Here is an 18121-nt window from a genome sequence, read left to right on the forward strand (position 1 = left end):
CTCTGTCTATGGTGAAATGGATACATCTTTTACTCTATCGATTGCAATCTTGATCTTACTTATTATCCTGTTTCTTCGCCATACCACAGCTGCCGGAAGCTTTCGCTTGAAGCCAGCAGCTGTTCTGCCGTGCCTTCAGCCTCAATCTCTCCGCCATTTAACACGATGATATGGTCCGCATGGTGAAGTGCTGCTTTTCGATGCGATACCACAAGGCAAGTCGCCCCGCCGCGCTCGCTGAACAGCCGCTCCCATAACTTACGCTCGGTCTCAACATCCAATGCGCTGGATAAATCGTCAAATACATACAGCTCCGCGTCCCGTACCAGCATCCTTGCAGCCGCTGTCCGCTGAGCTTGACCGCCGGACAGCTTGACTCCTCGTGGTCCTACCATCGTCTCCAGGCCATGCTGCAGATGCTTGATATCTTCTTCCATTACAGCCGCATGTAGTGCGCGGTCCAGACTGCCCGGCTCCTCGATTATACCTAACAGTATGTTGTTACGCAGTTTATCACTGTACAGCCTGGGGATCTGCGCAGTATACGCACTCTGTGGAGGTATAAAGAAATCAGCGGGTTCTGTTATCCTCTCACCGTTCCACCGGATCTCGCCCTTTTCAGCTGGCAGTAAACCCAGCAGGGTGCGAACCAGCGTCGTTTTACCGCTGCCGATCATCCCTGTAACGACAGTAAAGGTACCACGCTTCAGGGTCAGATTAATATTCGATATACCGCGTCCGGTTTCGGGATATTGATACGACAGTCCTTGCGCTTCAAGCAGTAAAAGAGGTGGCGCCTCGATATAAGCCGTTTCCACGCCGTCTTCGGCTGCAGAAATGGTGGAAGGATGGATTCTTTCATTGGTCAACAAATCTTTCTGTGTCCTACGATTAGGATTAGCTTCCTTCTCTTTATTCTGTTTGTTCTTAACCTTACCGATACCGATATAATTGGCTGCTGTAAGCAGCGAAGCCGGTGCCCCTTGCAGCATGGATTTGATGCGCTGAAAACTGACGCCCATCTGCTTGTAGTAGGTCATGAAGTTGCCTACGTTGGATATGAGCTGCGTGACAAAAGTTAAATAATATACAAAGAGCGACAAGTCCCCAACCGTAAAATCGCCACTTCGCATCTTAAGACTCGCAAGCACGAGGATCAATCCTGTGCCGAGGTTGACGGAGTTGGTGAATACGGAAGATAAGGTCTCCGTTAACAGCTTATCCTTCACCATGGATTGGCGCCGTTTCTCACTAAGGCTTACAAACCGTTCCACTACGCGTTTCTCAGCCCCTGCGACTTGAATGGCTTGCACGTTGGCAAACATTTCGCTAATCGCACCGGTTACCTTGGCCGTCGATTCCCGGCTTGCTGCCCTGTATTTCTGAATGCGAGCTGTCGCAATCTGGGCCGCAGTGACCACCAGGATCAAAGGAACGAACACGAGAATCGTCAGCTGCAGATCAATGGATATAAGAATCCAGCTGGCAACGATAACGAATCCGACCAGTCCTAAAGTATCCACCGACCAGCTTGTCGCTTCTTCGGCCTGATCGACGTCATCCCGAAAATTGCTGATGGCTTCACCTGGGGAGCAAGGTATCGCCCGAGCTCCAGGCTCCTTCATGACATGGGACAGCATATTGCGACGAAGCAAGGTGCTGATCCGGAAGCGAAAATGCACGTCTGTCATGAAACCGCCGAAGATCAGCGCAATCCGGGCTAAAGCAGCGCCAATGAGCAGCACGGCAATCGCCCAAACGCCGTAGGGAAAAGCATATGTACCTTCCAGATGGTCAAAGAAAGCCTTGGTTAACAGTCCGGGGATCAGTGGTGCCATATGGATAAGGGACCATGCCAGCAGGTTGATCAGATACAAGCCAGGCCGGTACAGAATCAACCGCCAGAAAAAATGTCTTGTTTTCATGCCAGCACCTCCTCCATTCCAACGGCCAGCATGCGGCTAAACCGTGATTGCGGGTCTGAGGCAAGCTCTTCCCGGCGACCACTTTCGAGCATGCGACCATTCTCCAGAATAAGAATCCGGTCGGCACGTTGAACCGTAGCCAAGCGGTGGGCAATGATAATACACGTCTTCTCCTGCAGCAGACGCGTAATGGCTGCTTCAATCCGGTATTCCGTTAACGGGTCGAGGCGGGATGATGCTTCATCAAGGATGACGAGACCCGGATCCGTCAGAAAGACACGGGCAAATGCCAACAGCTGGGCCTCACCAGCCGACAGGCTCCCCCCGCCTGAGGCCAGGTTCGTATCGAGCCCTTCCTGAAGCGAAGCATACCAGTCCCCAAGCCCAAGCTCCTCGAGCACGGATATGATTCGGCTATCCGCGATACCTTCATCAAACAAGGTCAGATTATCACGAACAGTCCCTTCCAAAATCTCAATATTCTGCGTAACCATGGCGACTTTGCGCCTCAGTTCATGAAGCTTGAAGGCCCGGATATCCGTTCCTGCAAGCGTGACGCTACCCTCTTGAGGATCATAGAAACGCAGCAGCAAGCGGGCGATTGTCGTTTTGCCGCTGCCTGTACGCCCGAGCAGCCCTAGAGTCTGGCCTGGTTCGAGCCGCAGCTGCAAATTTTCGAGCGTAACCTGCCCGCCCTCTTCATATGAGAAGTTTAGGTTGCGGAATTCCACCGACAACGGACCTGGTGGAAGCGGAGCTCCAGGTCCGTCTTTGATCTGAGGCTCGGTTGCCAGCAATTCCCGGACCCGCATCAAGCTGGCATCTGCCTTTTGTAAGTCCTCTAATTGGGTACGGATCTTCTCAATCGGCTTGGCTAACAGCTCGGTATAATAAAATACTAAATAGATGGAGCCGATCGTCAAACCGCCATGTCCATTCTTCCACAGTATGGCGCAGACGATAAATGCGGCCGCATTGCCCAGCGCAAACACCAATATTGTTGTGCTCCACATAAGGAAAAATCCGATGAATGCACGAACTCGAACCGGCAGCATGCGTCTGGCCATCTCGTAGAATCGATTCATGACATATCCAGCCGCCCCGTTGGCACGCGTATCTTCAGTGCCTTCGAGGTGCTCGCCAATGAATCCGTAGAAATCCGCATTCAGCTCGCGCCATCGCTTCCATATCGGTATCGCAAACCGCCGAATATGCTGAATGACGTAGATACTGCCGATAACAAACACTGTCATGACAAAACCAATCCAGAAGTTCTCCCGATACAGAAGAGCCAGGATCCCGATCATAAGGAGCAGATTGCCGAACAGATGGATAATAAAGCTGGAGAAGAAATTAGCAAGCGCATTCACATCGCCATCGACCCGTTCGATTAAAGAGCCGGACGTTTGCGTTTTGTGGAAGCTCATATCCAGCGAGAGGCAGTGCTCCGCCAATTCAGCGCGAAGCTTGTTGGTTGTCGTCCAGCCCAGATTCTCGCTATAGTAAGCAGCCGCAATGGATACGCCTTGTTGGAGCAATGAAAATACGATAAAAAAACCTGCCGCATAATAAAGGGATGTCAGATTTCCCTCTCCTTGAGCCGTATCGATAAAATACCGGATGATCTGCGGATTAATCAGTTGCAGCCCGATTGAAAATAATAGCAGCACCGTTAGCGCTGCCAGCAGTTTCTTATGCGGGAATACGTATCGGAATAGCATCTCCCGGTACATGCCAATCCCCGTGGTCCTTCGCTTGCTGTTTAACGTGTAATCGCTTTGCATTCGTCTATAATCCCCCCGCTTCAGGTTAACCCTCTTGATAATAATAAGCTTCCTGGGAAGATATGACAAGAACATGGGTTCCTGTTTCCGAAAAAATTTACAGTCGATTGATTAGCGACACATCTGCCAGCAAAATCGCTCTGATTAAGAACTCTTTTGAGCCCACGCTAAAAAGACCAGCCCCCTGAGCATGGGACTGGTCTTCAAAACCGTTTACGTATAGAGAATCAACATGATCTTATGTCTCTGCCACTAATTTTAAGAATTGATTAATCATTTCGGGGGTGATTTCCTGGTTCTCGGGCATTTTGACTGCCGAGCTCTTATTAACGGATTGGATGGCCACATTGGATCTAGCTGCACTTGAAGCGATACCGGATCGGGCTTGTCCATCATGCACATTGTCATGGTTAGCTAACATCATCATCAGAAAAGCACTTCCAAGTCCTAACGACCACATACTCATTTTGTTTTTCTTGTTCATCTGCGTTGCTCCTTCCATCACTTGTAGTGACATACTTAGTATAAGGTCCAAACCTTAACGAGAGATGAAGGCAACCTAAAATCCAGTTAAGTAAAGTGAGGATATGATGATCGCCTCTTATTTTCCATAATTCCTTTTATATACCATATTTATATTAAACAGATTCGAATTATTTGTTTACATAATATGAATTATGTTTGAAATCAACTGCGCGACGAGCCGCGAAGATTTCTTTAATAAATAATGCCTCCCAGTATCCCCGTCAGAACCATGAGAAGGATCGGGTTCATCTTCCATTTTCTCAATACAAACAAAGATCCCGTAAATACACCTACAGCAATCCAATCCACTTTAGAAGCCATGCTTATTGCTGAAGTCCCAAGAAACGTCATTAGCAATATGGTTGCAGCAGCCGAAATAATAAGCCCCAGTGATGCCGACTTCAGGCCATTCAAAGCTTCAAACACATAGATAGATTTATTGAATTTTTGAAAAAAGCGATACAGCAAAATAGAAATGCCGACACCTGAAATCACGCAGCCGAAAGTTGCAATCATTGCGCCCGGTATCCCCGCGACCTGTAAGCCAACAAATGTGGAGGTGTTTACTGCTAATGGGCCGGGTGACATTTGCGAGATGGTAATGATATCGGTAAAAACCCTTTGCGATACCCATGCGTATTTTTGAACTGCCAGTTCCTGAATGTACGGGATGATTGCGTACCCACCCCCGATACTGAACGAACCGATCTGAAAAAAGACCCATAACAGTTTCAATAGTTCCCCCATTATTTCTGCCGCCTTTCATTAAGCCGCACTCGCACAATACATAAAAAACAACACGAGATGAGGATAATGGCTACATTGACTTCAAAGATAAAATTCGCTAAAAATGCTGCCGGAATCATCAGAGTAAGAAATAGAGAACGTTCTTGGATCATCATACTGCACATATCCACAACGAAATCAACGATAAGGGCTGCAACGCCTGCCTGCATTCCTCTCAATACTGCGGAGATTAACGGATCCGCCGCAAACGCAACATAGAACGTGGAGATGAATCCCAATATGACGAGGGATGGAATGACAGCAGCAATACAACTGATTACAGCGCCCGTCATTCCCGCTACCCGAAACCCTGCGAGAGTTGACAAGTTGATTGCGATTGCTCCTGGTGAGGACTGTGCAATAGCAGCCATATTGACGAGTTCATCTTCGTTGAGTAGTTTTTTCCTGGATACGAAATACTTCCGAATCATCGGAACAACAACATACCCACCGCCAAATGTAAATGTGCTGATAAACAAATTTATGCCCAGAAGCCAGATATATAGTTGGGTTCTTTGGCTTATCATCAGATCGCCTCCTTGTCACCCTGTTATTATGGAGGTTGATGATTGATTAGTAAAATGATATTATTTTGCAATAACGATTAGTTTTATTCATGGGAGGGAGAGCATCAATGATGACACTTCGGCATTTTGAAATATTTCGGGCAGTAGCAGAAACGGGAAACTTCACAAGGGCTGCGGAAAGGTTATATATCACGCAATCGGCAGTTTCTCATGCCATACGTGAACTGGAAGAAAAGGCAGAAACAGCATTGTTTGACCGACTTTCAAAAAGCGTTCAGCTTACAAAAAGCGGCCGGCTTTTGTTGGAGGAAGTTACACCGATTCTATCTTCGTGCGAAGCATTAGATGCACGGATCAGCTGTTTGGAAAAACAAGCTCCCTTGCACATCGTTTCCAGCATTACCATTGCAGCGTTCTGGTTACCAAAAATCTTGAAAGCCTTTCAAAAAGATTGGCCTGATATACTGATCCATGTCGATGTGGTCAGCGCAGCGAATGCCATTGAAATATTGCGGAACGGCAAAGCTGACATCGCTTTGATTGAAGGTGCGGCTCCCCAAGGGCCTTTTACATGCATCCCTTTTGCTTCCTATCCGTTATATGTTGTGTGCGCTCCTGACTATCCCATCGATCACAAGGAGTTGACTCTGCAACAATTTTGCTCTGAAAAATTATTGTTGCGTGAAAAGGGGAGTGCGATCCGCGATACTTTAGACAGTGTTCTTTATTTGTCCGGACATACCGCGCAACCTGCATGGACAAGCGTAAATTCCTTAGTATTGATCGAAGCTGCCAAGGCTGGATTCGGCATCACGATTTTGCCTGATGTTCTTGTAAGTGAGCAGCTATTGCAGGGGGAATTGATTTCACTGTCTGTTCAAGACCTCTTGTTGAGAAATGAATTGCTTGCCGTTCACCATCGAGATAAATATCTGACAACTCCGTTAAGGGCCCTTCTTTTGCACATAGAATCTACGATGTCATGAAGCCTCCTCCTTATCTTACTAGCCCCCCCCTCACGCTCGTCAAAATCGGCAACAACCACCTTCATCTCTTACATAACCTTAAGATGAGGTGGTTGTCACAAGAAATCCATATTAAGTTAAGGCTACGCTTTATTTTCAACGGTCAATGTAGATTTCTCTTCGGTAACCAACTGTTGTTTGCCTGGCCAGAAAGCCCACTTGCCCAGGAGCGTTGTGATCGCGGGTACCAGGAAGGGTCTTACAATGAACGTATCCAGCATAACACCGATGGCCGTTATGATCCCAAACTGTACCAATACTTGAATCGGAAGCGTGGCCAGTACGGCGAAGGTCCCTGCCAGGATTAAACCGGCTGAGGTGATCACCGAACTCGTCTCGCCCACGCCTTCTTTAATCGCCTGCTTCAGGGGCATCTGCTTCCGTTTTTGCCATATGCTCGAAATCATGAATATGTTGTAGTCTTCGCCCAGCGCGACCAGGAATACAAACGAATACAGCGGTATGGCTCCTTGGATGGCTTCTGCCCCCAGACCGTAATGAATGATAATCCAGCCAAGCCCCAGGGCGGAGAAATAAGACAAGATGACCGTGGCAATCAGATAGACGGTTGCCACAACCGATCTCAGATATACCAATAGCAACAGCGTAATCAAACCGATGACGACGGGAATGATCAGTTTGGCATCATGTTCTCCCGCGATCTCCGTGTCATACTGGGTAGCCGTTTGACCGCTGATCCACACGGCTTCCGCCGGATTCTCGACTCCTGCCTTCTCAAGTGAAACCTCCGCGATCTCCCTGAGATCCGGAATATGCTGCATCGCTTCCATAGAGTAAGGATTCATGGATAGCTCGATTTCATAACCGATAATATCGTTATTCTCCGCCCCATTCTGCGGTTCGGATACACGATCCACATAATCCAGAGCCTTCAGGCGTTCTTCAAGATCTAAAGCTTGCCCCGCGCCATCCACCATCAGCCGAACCGGCGCAAGCTCTCCTTCGGAGAACTGTTCGCCGATGACGGTGAATCCTTCGCGGGAAGGAACATCCTCAGGGAATGAGGATAGGAGATCGTAGGTGAATTTGATTTGGGATGAGAAGGTCGCAAGTCCACCCAGCAATACTAAAGCTACCAAGACGACGGTCCATGGCTTCGTTGTCACCATACGGCCGATCCGGCTTTCCTTCTCTTTGTGCGGTGCAGGAACCGGCTTTCCTTTTTTCTTGGCGCGCTCCGCTTGCATCTCCGACGTTCTCGGAATGAAAGGATAAAAGGAACCTCTCCCGAAAATAGCCAACAATGCCGGTACCAATGTCAGACTGGCTATGAACATGATCAGAATTGACAAGCTGAAAGGCACCGCAAATCGTTGGTATGCCCCGTACTGAGCCAGAAGCAGCGCAAATAGAGACAAAACAACCGTGAAGCCGCTCATCGCAATGGCGCCCGATGAACTCGTAATCGCCTGGAACAAGGCTTTGCGTTTATCGGGTTCATGCCATAACAGCTGGCGGAATCTCGAAATCAGGAACAAGCAATAATCCGTCCCGGCTCCAAAGAGCAGCACGGTCATAATGGCGATGGATTGGGAATCCACGGTGATAAAGCCTTTATCCGCCATAAACCCAAGAATCGGGCTCGTTACCATATAGGCAAAACCGACTGCTACAAGCGGGATTAGGGCAAGAATCGGTGAACGGTAAATCAGCAGCAGCAATATCAGCACTAGAAGCACGGTTGCAATCATGAGCGACACATCGGCATCCTCAAACAATCCCGTTGCATCAATAGAGATTCCAACCGGACCTGTTACGCGAGCACTGATTCCGTCTCCGCTCTGGATGGCCGTCTGAAACGGATTACCGCCCAGCAATTGTTCCGATCGCTTCTCAAGTTCTGCCGTTCCTTCCTTGAGCAGGTCCGTCTCCTGGTCTTCTTCAAAAAATAGCGGCATCACCAGCGTGCTCTGATCCTCTGACAACTGGGCGCTTAAAGCCTGCGGAGGCAGCTGATGGAAAGGAACAACGAAGGTTTGATACGGGAGCGGATCGGATTCCAGGCTCGCCGTCAACTCCTGCAGCTTGGTTAAATCCCCTTCGTTCAATCCATTGGCTTTATGCCACACGATGAGAGCCGGTACTCCCCCGTTGCTAGGAAATTCCTTATCGGCAATGGCTTCCGCTACGACGGATGGAACATCCTCCTTCAGGTTGGCTGCATTGTTATCCTCTTTATCTGCAACAGCCGGCCATAGCAAATTCAACGTCAGTGCGATGAGTACCCATACACAGAGCGTGACCCATTTGCTTCGCTTCCCTGCAACCCATTTTCCGTAATTCGGTCCTGATCCGTGCATTTGTAGATCCTCTCCATTCCGTGATGTTCTTTATCATGATCTTGTTTCTTCCTTAGTTAGACTGAAAACAAACCGCGCAAATTAATTATATATACCGGTAGGTTAATTTTCAATATTCATTTTGAAAAAACGACCTGCATGTCTTACACTATACACAGGAGGTCATCATGACAAAAATACGAAACCCCCGAAATCCCGGGCGTCCCAAAGCAGCTGCCGATCAGGCTCCTATCCAGGAAACCATCCTCTGGACCGCCTCCAAGTTATTCATGGAAAATGGCTACGAGCCCGTATCCTTGCAGCAGATCGCGAAGGCTTGCCAAGTGACCAAGGCTTCCATCTACTATCATTTCACAAGTAAACCCGAGCTGTTTAAAATAGCGGTAACCACGATTCTAGATAAAGCATATGCTTCTACTCGTCAGTATCTGCAGGAAGCCGATACCCTAGAGTCTGGATTGATCCGGGTAGCCGAAGCGAAGATTGCCAAGCCTCATGCCGAGATGGAGACCATGATGCGGGAAGCACAGCCTTTTTTATCCCAGGAGCAGATGGCCGCTATCCGTGAGGCGGAACAGCGCATTCATGAAGTCATCGCCGATCGGTTTAATCAAGCCATGCGTTCTGGTGAACTTCGGGAAGGCAATCCTTTGCTCATGGCGCAGGCTTTTTCGGCGATGCTGATGCTGGGCAATCGTGAAGATACCCGAAGCGGTTATGCCAGCCCTCGTGATATGGCTGTTGAGATCGTAGATCTATTCTTGCACGGAGCAGTAAACCTTCCGAAGTAACACGCTGCTCCATAACTGCATGCTTCACACATGAATCAAGAGATTTAGTTCACGAATCATGAGCATCGATCATATCAACGCAAAAGAACGGAGATCATCAAGCAGGATCTCCGTTCTTTTTGCTTATGTGTTAGATTTCATTCCAGAAAGCAACGTCTTCAAGCGGCAATCTTACCGTTGGCCGACCTGGAGCGGCTGCTTTCCCGATGGCAATCAACATGACACTGCGATAATGGGAAGGAATATTGAACTCTTCCACGAATTGAACTTTGTTATATCCGCCCATCGGTACGGTATCATACCCTCTGGCCCGTGCACTCAGCATCAGCTGCATGGAGATCAGTCCGGCATCCACATCCACGATGCTTTCTTTAACGGATGGATCCAGGTTCGCATACATATTTTCGGCCGTATAAATGAAGCGCTCCTTCACCTCTTCGGTCATATAACCGGCTTTTTCAGACATGGAATAAATCTTCTCGCCTTTTTCATACCATTTCAGATCGCCCAATACGGCGATGACGGCCGAGGCTTGAAGAACATGCTCCTGATTGTTGGCAATCGGATGCAGCTTCTTCAAGAGCTCAGCATCATCGATCACCAGAAAGCGCCATGGCTGGAGGTTGCTTGAGGAAGGTGCCAGTGTAGCGTCCCTAAGGATGGCTTCCATCTCTTCTCTTGGAATCTTTACCGACGGGTCATATTGACGAACCGAGTGGCGTTCCCGAATCACGGTTTGAAAATCGGATTTTGTTATTGTTGACATGGTTTTTCCCCTCCAAAATTATATTGTGCATTTTTTTGCACAGTTTAAATCGCGAGTTAACTGTGTTGATTTATGCACAGTATATAGCAGAGTGAATTTCTTTGTCAACAACATTTTGAAAGGTTCACTGAGCGATGTCCGCAATCGTGCGCGATTCCAGTATTTTTAAGGTACTGTCCTCAATCTCGGATAAAATACCAACAAAGGATTCCTTGATTTCCTCAGCAAAACAATGACCGGAAGCTGCGTCCAGCATACTGTCGCTGATTGAGCTGTGGACCTGGAGAATCGAGTACACTTCAGCCAAAGTAATATCGCAGGCGTTCTTCTTCAGCCGGTATCCACCATCTCTTCCTTCACGCGATTCAATCATATCGGCTTGCGCGAGTGTTTTCAGTACGCGTCGAATCAAAGTCGATTCCGAATGCAGATACGATGCGATATCGCCGCTTGAGCATTTGCCGGAGTGACGTTCAAGCGTAACCAGCGCCTGTACGGCCAAACTGAAGGTTTTATAAGTGGACGGGCAGGCCATTGTCGATTTCTTGGAGGCCACTTCTTTATTTACGCTCATGTTCCTACCCCCTTTTTAAGAATGAGATTGCCTTTAAACCTTTAATAGGTGGTCTGCAGCAGAAGCAGATGTTCCCATCTTAGCTTTTCATTATTGTATCGTAAACCTGACACTCCATCAAGCACAACAAGGACCATCATCTAATGGCCCTCGTCTTCAACCAGTGCTTGGGACTCATACAAATTCGCCTCTCGGTAATTCACATCCATTCTCAGATGGCTCGCAAGTGCCCGGTCAATATCGCCATGTTCAAACATGCTTTGAATCTCGTTACGCTCTGACTGAATGGCTTTAAGTTCCAGTTCCCTGCGTTCACTGCTAAGCTTCTGCTTTCTTCGGCTCCATACACGATCATTCTGAAGAAAATGCTCCATTGCACGATAGTCTGCAATAACCGCTTGCAGGACTTCCTGCCTCTGCGCCGGCTTCACCGTTTGGATCTCATGGATTGCTGTACGAATGGCCTCCAGCTTCAATGCCTTATACATCTCCCAATCCGGGTGATCCGGAGACATGGGCATTTCTTTGGACTCGTTTTTTTTCAACAAGCGCTTTAAATTCCGCCATAAATTCTTCGTGAGCAGCCTGAACTTATATCGGCTGGTCAGCAGCATCTCAACTTTGTTAAGCGAGGACAGGAATTGCTCCGCGACCCTTGCAGAAGCTTTATGTTCCTTAAGCCATGTTTCTGTAACGTTCCGTTCCGCAGTAAGTCCGATTTTTCTAACGGTGATCGTGGCTTCCCAGAACTCTCGCATGTCGCTCTTATCCGTTATTTGAGATTGCTGAAGCCGTTTGGTATACGCATAAATAAGCTGAACCGCCTCCTCCCTGTTTTCATCCGTCATTTCTTCCCGCACGGTACGTATTCCCGCTTGCAGCATATGAAGCCGTGCTTCTTTCTCACGATCAATCACCGCGGCCGTATTCACAGGTTTCTCACGTGTCAGCAGCGGAAGCAGCACGCTCGCGATGACCAGAGTTAACAGGATGACACCCGCGCAGATGAATAACATTAAGCTTCGCTCTGGAAATGGACGATGGTCCGCAAGGGTGAGCGGGATGGAGAAAGCCGCAGCCAGCGTTAATGCCCCCCGTACGCCCGACAGTGCAGTCAGCAGGGAAGACTTGAACTGGCGGTTCGTTGAAGCCCACACCCATATGAACCGCAGCAATATCAGAACAGCCGTTATTAGGAATATATAACCGAGGACTTGTCCATTGTTATAGGCAGGATCACTCCATATTTGATTGACGACCCCCGGTATTTCATGCCCGAGCAGAATGAACACCAGCCCGTTTAACGTGAACAGGATTACAGACCAGGTGCTGTCCGATACAACTCTAAGTTTAATGGATGCTGATCGCATACGATCCCTCTCCACGGCGTGGGTGACACCCGCCGCAACGACAGCCAGAATCCCGGACAGATGAAATTCCTCGGCTATAAGGTAGATGATAAATGGCGTCAGAATGATGATCAGCATATGAAGCGTGACGTCCTCCATACCGAGCCGGCGCAGCAGCATTCTGAACCAAATCACAAGAAACCCTAGAAGCGCCCCGACAACGATGCCTCCAATTGCAATGACAAAAAAACTGCCGATGGCTTTCGTTAAAGAAAAATAACCCGTCACTGTAGCTGCAATCGCAAAATTAAACGCAACGAGACCGGACGCATCATTCATAAGCGCTTCGCCTTCAAGTAAATGCATGATTTTCCCCGGCAGCTTCACTCTGCCTGACAGGGAGCCCACCGCAACCGCATCGGTAGGCGAGAGTATCGCAGCCAACGCAAAGGCAGCTGATAACGGTATGGTCGGAATAAGCCAATGAATGAAAGGTCCCGCGATCAGAACGGTTGCAAATACGAGACCTAGCGCCAGCAGCAGAATATTGGACCTGAGCTTCCACAACTCGCTCCGTGGGGTCAGCTTCCCATCATTAAACAAGAGCGGTGCGATAAACAGGACCATGAACAATTCCGGATTCAGTGGCACGTGATGGAACCCGCGGATATAGGCGGCCCCGATCCCAAGCGCAATTTGAATCAACGGGACAGGAATGAATGGCAGAAATCGATTGATGATGTTGGAAATACCGATAAGAACCAGAAAAATAAGTACCATAAGAAATATTTCCACAGTGCATCTGCTCCTTCCTCGAGAAGAATAACTTATGTAACATGGGCATGTCTGTCAATAGACTGATTTAGGTTGTGTAGAATAGTAAAGGTTTATTTACGAGTTAGAAAAGTTTCAACCCTCATGTCGCAGCAAAAAAACAAGGCTTCCTAAAGGAGGTATCCTTTAGAAAGCCCTAGCGCTTGCAAATGCTTATTAATAGGCAGTCCATCCTGCATCAGCTGTAACAACAGTACCATTTACAAAGCTGGCTTCATCTGAAGCCAGGAACAATACCACTTTTGCGATCTCTTCCGGTTCCCCTGCCCGTGGGTTCAGGTTGATACCAGCCATAGCTCTTTCCATACCAAACGAATTCGGCGCGTTTAGAGTGGTTCCGATATTCGTGCTGACGCCGCCTGGAGCAACCGCATTGCACCGGATTCCCTGCGTTGCATATTGAAAACCGACATTTTTGGTTAATCCGACAACAGCATGCTTAGCGGCCGTATACGCTGCACCTGCTCTGGACCCCATAAGCCCTCCAGCAGAAGCAATGTTGACAATGACCCCGCTCTTTTTCTCCAGGAAGATTGGCAATGATTTACGAATAGTTCTCATCGGTCCTGTTGTATTGATGGCAAATACGCGATCCCACAACTCATCCGTTAGATCCGCAGCCGGTACGAAGTTGTCCATAATGCCGGCATTGTTGATCAAAATATCAAGCGTTCCATATGCATTAACAGTAGCATCAACCAACTGCTGCACATCTTCTTCCTTGGCCACATTCGCTACCAGTGCCAGGGCCGTGCCGCCTTTTGCTGTAATTTCGTCAACAACGGCTTGCGCCGCCTCAAGACGCAGGTCAGACACGACAACTTTTGCGCCTTCGGCAGCAAACAGTTCCGCTGTCGCTTTTCCCATACCGGAAGCAGCACCTGTAACAATCGCAACTTTACCAGATAATCTCAAGTTCCATACCCCCATAATTGGTTGTGATATCATTTTGGAAACCAGGGACAACAAATCAACAACTGTACAATACACGACATATGTCAACTCTAGTATAATCGTAGTATGATTTAGGTCACAATCATTAAAAAGCGTGGAAATGTACGATACCGAACAAAAATCATAAAATTGTATATATTTTAACTATTAAATTCGTTATATTTTTAACCGAAAGGAATCGAATCTATGCAAACAAGCAATAAAATGACCGATCGTCGCATCGTCCGCAGCAAAGAAGCTTTAAAGCAAGCGCTTCTATCACTCCTCTCGCAGAAGAGCTTTTCCAGCATTTCCATTACGGAAATCGTAGAGTTAGCCAATTACAATCGAGGAACCTTCTATACCCACTACGACAACAAAGAGGCTCTTCTCGATGATATCCTGACTCCTTTAATGGAGGAGCTGATCGCATCCTTCAGGGCTCCTTACGGGGAAGTCGACGTGTTTCATATCGATGAGCTGCCTGCCAATGCGGTAAAAATATTTGATTATATTCACCAAAATGCAGACGTATATACGGCCTTATTCAAAAGCGATGTTCTACCCCTTGTCCGGGATAAAATGTTCTCGGCATTAAAACAAATCGCCATGGAGGATTTGGACTACCCCAGGGGAGAACTCAACCATGAACTACTCATCATCTACAACATGCACGCCTTACTAGGCCTGGTATTCCACTGGATCGAGAACAATTTCCAATACCCCGTCCCTTATATGAGAGATCAACTGGTTCTCATGATCAACTGGAGGCCGAGAAGCGTAAGAACACAGATTAAGCGCACGGACCTTACTTGAAATCAATGAGCGGATAACGTAGAAAAACCATCAACCCGTTCAAAACGCAAATTGAACGGGTTGATGGTTTTGGTTGCTGAATTAACGGTTTTTCTTACAAAGCCCTCTGTCGCCGATCCGGTCCAGATCGTGAACCAGTCTTATCTCCCGCGGATATTCTTATTCTTGTTCCAGAGGAGTGGAGAGAACCGTCATGGTCGTTGTATGTCCATACTCGCTGCAATCATAGATGAAGGCTTCGAGAGACTTCATGGAAGCAGTTTCGATTTTCATAAGAAAATTGTATTGTCCGCTGACTTGATAAATCTGGGTGACCTCCTGCGACTGTTTGGCGAATGCCGTCAGCCGGTCACAATGACTGGCTTGAATCAGGATGAAGGCCGTTACGCCTTTCCCCATTTTGTCAGGAGATAGAACCGCACGATACCCCGTAATTACGCCCTTCTCCTCCAGACGCTTCACACGTTCGGATACCGCAGGCTGCGTCATATTGACCTTTCTCCCCAATTCGGAGAAGGAGATTCTTGCATTGTTTTTTAACAGCTCCAAGATTTGAAGATCAATCTGATCCATGATTACACTCCTCTGTCTTACCCAAATTCAATTTCAAAGTTGGATGTGCGAAACGCTTATAAATTCAAAGTAATACGGTAGGGATTCATTGGGTTTCATCTGTAACTATAGGGCTATGATTTATACAATAGAGCTAGGTTAACAAGCATTCATTCAAGGAGGAATATACAATGACAATCAACCTGCACGATCCTATACAAATCGGAACGGTACAATTGAAGAACCGAATGATCATGGCTCCTATGCAGCAAAATCAGGGAACGCCGGATTCTTATGCAACCGATCATCATGTGAAATTTTACAGTGAACGGGCAGAACATGTCAGTTTAATCATTATCGAATCTACCGTGGTGTCCGCAAATGGCCGTCTGTTCCCGGATGATATCGGGATATATACCGAACAGCATACGGCTCCATTACGTAGGATTGTCGATGAGGTCCATTCAAAAGGAACGCCCATCTTCATCCAATTGACCCACGCCGGCAGAAAAGCATGGCCCAGCGTCACCGAAAAAAGATTAGCCCCTAGTTCGATTGCCTACGACGATGAATATGGACTGCCACAAACGATGTCCCAAGCCGACATTAACGCAGTCATCGAACAGTTCCGGATGGCTGCTCATCGAAGCCTGCAGGCTGGCTTTGATGGAATCGAGCTTCATGCCGCCCACGGTCATCTTCTCCACCAGTTTCTCTCTCCGCTGTCAAATCAGCGAACAGACACATATGGAGGAAGCCTGGAGAACAGAGTCCGATTGATCCAAGAAGTTCTGGGGGCCATCCGAACCGAAGTAGGGATCAATTACCCGGTGCAATTGCGGGTTTCTGCATCCGACTTTGCCGATGGCGGCCTGACACCAGCAGAGGTTGCACTCGCCTTGACGTACCTGGAATCCGAACTGGATGCCGTGCACGTATCTTCGGGCGGGCTCATTCCTGCTGCACCTTTAGCCACACCGGAGGGCTACCAAACACCTTATGCTGCAGTGATCAAACAATATGTAAAAATACCGGTGATCGCGGTCGGCAATATCCGCACCCAAGCGTTCGCCAATTTCATTCTAGCAGATGAGATAGCAGATATGATAGCCATCGGCCGCCCATTGCTGGAGGATGCCAATTTCGGTGAAAAAATGCTGTCCTTAGCCTAATACTCCATCTCAAGTGACATATATTCGTTTATTTGCGCACTTCAATAAGAAAGCCAAAGGCCGCATCCACAAAGGTAGGTAGGTTTGAACCACCCTTGGATACGGCCTTTTCTTTAATACCGATCAATTTCATCTATAATCTAGAAAATAACGTCGAGTGTACTTTCGACGATTCGATCGGCCAGCTCGCGATTCATCGTAGCGGAGTTCATCACCCGCAGTCCATAGTAGCTGCTTAAGAATAAGCTAGCCAGCTGCTTCGCAGAGCGTTCAGCCGGAATTTCCCCCGATTGTATCGCCTCTTCCATCACGCTGATCAAGTCTTCCTCAAGATCATAAATATATTGCCCGAATATCTGTTCAACCATCGGGTCCCGCCCAGCCCGTTCCATACTGATATTAACCGCCATGCAGCCGCGGTGGTTCGGGTCCGAAAAATCCATGCCGATTGCCCATTCAAACAAGGCGCGCAGCCTATCCTTAACCGGGATGGACCGGCCCAGAATCTCTCTGGATATCTCCAGGCCTTCATCATTGTAACGTTGAAGCACCTGCTCGAATAACTCATTTTTGCTGCCGAACGCATTGTACAGGCTCCCTTTACCCAGCCCTGTCTTCTCGCACAGCTCTTGCGTGGAACTCGCTTCATAACCCTTGGACCAGAATACGTCCGTGGCAGCATCAATGACAGCTTCCTTCTTGAACTCACGCGGTCTTCCGTTCGTGGTCATTCCCCTCATCCCTTTTGAACATGATCTTTGTTACCTAAAAGTATAGGGTTTATGTACCACTCAGTCAAATATTACCCGGGTTCCCCCGAAAAGATTCGTCGAACGGTTTCATACGCCTGCTTCGGACGACGATATTCATCTACAATACCTTTGCTGTTCCGCGTGCATGAACGATTCAGCAGCCATCCAAGCCCTTCCGTCACTCGGCAATCGCTAAATTGCCATATAAACATCCCGGATATGTATTCGCGCTCCATGTATGCCTTCAGATTGCTCGCGATAATATCGGCCTGCCGTTCCTCAGAGCCTTTCTCCCGATTCGGACTGCGGAATCCGTAGAACCCGTCCCCTGAGGTTTATCAGCGGATTAAAACCGACATCGAGGACCATTACGCCGATCCGCTTCATATTGGAGCGTTGGCTAAGAAACATGCCATTTCGGAGTCGTATTTGCGAAAGCTGTTCATGAAGCATCTGCATGTTTCTCCCAAGGACTACCTGACCGACATCCGTATGCGCCATGCAGAGCGTTACTTGGCATACACGTCGTATACCCTGAGGTTTATCGCTAACGCATGCGGATTTCATGATGAATTTCATTTCAGTAAAGCATTTCACAAGTACAAAGGTATAGCACCCGCGGAGTTCCGCAAAACCTCAAAAGATGCGGATCATTCAGCCCTGTAACGGTTGCTAATTGGTGTCTCGGC

General features: G+C 48.1%; 17 protein-coding genes and 1 pseudogene. 5 read left to right on the top strand and 13 right to left on the bottom strand.

The genetic code is table 11. The features are described 5' to 3' along the window. Positions 1 to 62: 62 nt before the first annotated feature. The 5 genes from MKY48_RS19180 to MKY48_RS19200 all read right to left on the bottom strand — a co-directional run bounded on the left by MKY48_RS19180 (position 63) and on the right by MKY48_RS19200 (position 5547). A complete protein-coding gene (locus tag MKY48_RS19180) occupies positions 63 to 1925 on the bottom strand; it encodes an ABC transporter ATP-binding protein (protein ID WP_339265530.1) in 1863 nt (620 codons plus the stop codon). Continuing rightward, positions 1922 to 3709: an ABC transporter ATP-binding protein gene (locus MKY48_RS19185; protein ID WP_339290372.1), complete on the bottom strand. Its 1788-nt coding sequence runs from the start codon at positions 3707 to 3709 to the stop codon at positions 1922 to 1924. Before MKY48_RS19185 ends, MKY48_RS19180 begins: the two co-directional genes overlap by 4 nt. 238 nt (positions 3710 to 3947) lie before the next feature. After that, complete coding sequence (locus MKY48_RS19190) at positions 3948 to 4193, bottom strand: hypothetical protein (RefSeq protein ID WP_076321737.1); 246 nt, start codon at positions 4191 to 4193, stop codon at positions 3948 to 3950. A 233-nt stretch (positions 4194 to 4426) separates the two neighbouring features. Beyond that, complete coding sequence (locus MKY48_RS19195; protein WP_339290374.1) at positions 4427 to 4981, bottom strand: chromate transporter; 555 nt, start codon at positions 4979 to 4981, stop codon at positions 4427 to 4429. Further along, a complete protein-coding gene (locus MKY48_RS19200; protein ID WP_339290376.1) occupies positions 4981 to 5547 on the bottom strand; it encodes a chromate transporter in 567 nt (188 codons plus the stop codon). Before MKY48_RS19200 ends, MKY48_RS19195 begins: the two co-directional genes overlap by 1 nt. Before the next feature lie 107 nt (positions 5548 to 5654). On the opposite strand from MKY48_RS19200, the gene MKY48_RS19205 reads away from it, so the two are divergent. After that, positions 5655 to 6533: a LysR family transcriptional regulator gene (locus MKY48_RS19205; RefSeq protein WP_339290377.1), complete on the top strand. Its 879-nt coding sequence runs from the start codon at positions 5655 to 5657 to the stop codon at positions 6531 to 6533. Positions 6534 to 6655: 122 nt separating this feature from the next. On the opposite strand, the gene MKY48_RS19210 is transcribed toward MKY48_RS19205, so the two are convergent. After that, a complete protein-coding gene (locus MKY48_RS19210) occupies positions 6656 to 8893 on the bottom strand; it encodes an MMPL family transporter (RefSeq protein ID WP_339290379.1) in 2238 nt (745 codons plus the stop codon). 167 nt (positions 8894 to 9060) lie between these two features. Here MKY48_RS19210 and MKY48_RS19215 point away from each other — a divergent pair, with 167 nt between their 5' ends. After that, positions 9061 to 9684 carry a TetR/AcrR family transcriptional regulator gene (locus MKY48_RS19215; protein ID WP_339290381.1) on the top strand — a complete coding sequence of 208 codons (624 nt, stop codon included), beginning with the start codon at positions 9061 to 9063 and terminating at the stop codon, positions 9682 to 9684. Positions 9685 to 9814: 130 nt separating this feature from the next. Here the strand turns inward: MKY48_RS19215 and MKY48_RS19220 are convergent, their stop codons facing one another. The 4 genes from MKY48_RS19220 to MKY48_RS19235 all read right to left on the bottom strand — a co-directional run bounded on the left by MKY48_RS19220 (position 9815) and on the right by MKY48_RS19235 (position 14122). Further along, on the bottom strand, positions 9815 to 10450 hold the full coding sequence (locus tag MKY48_RS19220; protein ID WP_339290382.1) for a nitroreductase family protein: 636 nt from the start codon (positions 10448 to 10450) through the stop codon (positions 9815 to 9817). Positions 10451 to 10574: 124 nt separating this feature from the next. Further along, positions 10575 to 11024, bottom strand: a complete 450-nt coding sequence (locus MKY48_RS19225) for an Rrf2 family transcriptional regulator (RefSeq protein ID WP_098746062.1) — start codon at positions 11022 to 11024, stop codon at positions 10575 to 10577. A gap of 140 nt (positions 11025 to 11164) precedes the next feature. Then, positions 11165 to 13168, bottom strand: a complete 2004-nt coding sequence (locus tag MKY48_RS19230) for a Na+/H+ antiporter (protein ID WP_339290384.1) — start codon at positions 13166 to 13168, stop codon at positions 11165 to 11167. Between the two features lie 195 nt (positions 13169 to 13363). Next, on the bottom strand, positions 13364 to 14122 hold the full coding sequence (locus MKY48_RS19235) for an SDR family oxidoreductase (protein ID WP_076321741.1): 759 nt from the start codon (positions 14120 to 14122) through the stop codon (positions 13364 to 13366). Between the two features lie 225 nt (positions 14123 to 14347). Between MKY48_RS19235 and MKY48_RS19240 the strand changes: the two genes are divergently transcribed. Next, positions 14348 to 14956, top strand: coding sequence for a TetR/AcrR family transcriptional regulator (locus MKY48_RS19240; protein ID WP_339265552.1), 609 nt, complete (start codon positions 14348 to 14350; stop codon positions 14954 to 14956). A gap of 159 nt (positions 14957 to 15115) precedes the next feature. Here the strand turns inward: MKY48_RS19240 and MKY48_RS19245 are convergent, their stop codons facing one another. Beyond that, entirely contained in the window at positions 15116 to 15529 is a 414-nt protein-coding gene (locus MKY48_RS19245) for an Lrp/AsnC family transcriptional regulator (protein ID WP_076321743.1), read from the bottom strand. A gap of 170 nt (positions 15530 to 15699) precedes the next feature. On the opposite strand from MKY48_RS19245, the gene MKY48_RS19250 reads away from it, so the two are divergent. After that, the gene (locus MKY48_RS19250; protein ID WP_339290387.1) at positions 15700 to 16680 is read left to right on the top strand and encodes an NADH:flavin oxidoreductase; all 981 of its coding nucleotides are present in this window, start codon (positions 15700 to 15702) and stop codon (positions 16678 to 16680) included. A gap of 140 nt (positions 16681 to 16820) precedes the next feature. Here the strand turns inward: MKY48_RS19250 and MKY48_RS19255 are convergent, their stop codons facing one another. Next, positions 16821 to 17411, bottom strand: coding sequence for a TetR/AcrR family transcriptional regulator (locus MKY48_RS19255; RefSeq protein ID WP_339290388.1), 591 nt, complete (start codon positions 17409 to 17411; stop codon positions 16821 to 16823). Between the two features lie 71 nt (positions 17412 to 17482). After that, positions 17483 to 17761: pseudogene (locus MKY48_RS19260) on the bottom strand (beta-glucuronidase); the annotation flags it as partial. A 67-nt stretch (positions 17762 to 17828) separates the two neighbouring features. Here MKY48_RS19260 and MKY48_RS19265 point away from each other — a divergent pair. Then, complete coding sequence (locus MKY48_RS19265; protein WP_339290390.1) at positions 17829 to 18098, top strand: helix-turn-helix transcriptional regulator; 270 nt, start codon at positions 17829 to 17831, stop codon at positions 18096 to 18098. Positions 18099 to 18121 lie beyond the last annotated feature (23 nt).

Source organism: Paenibacillus sp. FSL W8-0187 (assembly GCF_037969755.1).
Classification (GTDB): Bacteria; Bacillota; Bacilli; order Paenibacillales; family Paenibacillaceae; genus Paenibacillus_AQ.

What these genes read in the sequence shown, in the direction of transcription:
- MKY48_RS19210 (WP_339290379.1), bottom strand. Translation starts at nt 8,893, where the DNA reads ATGCACGGATCAGGACCGAATTACGGAAAATGGGTTGCAGGGAAGCGA.
- MKY48_RS19190 (WP_076321737.1), bottom strand. Translation starts at nt 4,193, where the DNA reads ATGAACAAGAAAAACAAAATGAGTATGTGGTCGTTAGGACTTGGAAGT.
- MKY48_RS19220 (WP_339290382.1), bottom strand. Translation starts at nt 10,450, where the DNA reads ATGTCAACAATAACAAAATCCGATTTTCAAACCGTGATTCGGGAACGC.
- MKY48_RS19205 (WP_339290377.1), top strand. Translation starts at nt 5,655, where the DNA reads ATGATGACACTTCGGCATTTTGAAATATTTCGGGCAGTAGCAGAAACG.
- MKY48_RS19185 (WP_339290372.1), bottom strand. Translation starts at nt 3,709, where the DNA reads ATGCAAAGCGATTACACGTTAAACAGCAAGCGAAGGACCACGGGGATT.
- MKY48_RS19200 (WP_339290376.1), bottom strand. Translation starts at nt 5,547, where the DNA reads ATGATAAGCCAAAGAACCCAACTATATATCTGGCTTCTGGGCATAAAT.
- MKY48_RS19255 (WP_339290388.1), bottom strand. Translation starts at nt 17,411, where the DNA reads ATGACCACGAACGGAAGACCGCGTGAGTTCAAGAAGGAAGCTGTCATT.
- MKY48_RS19250 (WP_339290387.1), top strand. Translation starts at nt 15,700, where the DNA reads ATGACAATCAACCTGCACGATCCTATACAAATCGGAACGGTACAATTG.
- MKY48_RS19240 (WP_339265552.1), top strand. Translation starts at nt 14,348, where the DNA reads ATGCAAACAAGCAATAAAATGACCGATCGTCGCATCGTCCGCAGCAAA.
- MKY48_RS19225 (WP_098746062.1), bottom strand. Translation starts at nt 11,024, where the DNA reads ATGAGCGTAAATAAAGAAGTGGCCTCCAAGAAATCGACAATGGCCTGC.
- MKY48_RS19245 (WP_076321743.1), bottom strand. Translation starts at nt 15,529, where the DNA reads ATGGATCAGATTGATCTTCAAATCTTGGAGCTGTTAAAAAACAATGCA.
- MKY48_RS19180 (WP_339265530.1), bottom strand. Translation starts at nt 1,925, where the DNA reads ATGAAAACAAGACATTTTTTCTGGCGGTTGATTCTGTACCGGCCTGGC.
- MKY48_RS19195 (WP_339290374.1), bottom strand. Translation starts at nt 4,981, where the DNA reads ATGGGGGAACTATTGAAACTGTTATGGGTCTTTTTTCAGATCGGTTCG.
- MKY48_RS19215 (WP_339290381.1), top strand. Translation starts at nt 9,061, where the DNA reads ATGACAAAAATACGAAACCCCCGAAATCCCGGGCGTCCCAAAGCAGCT.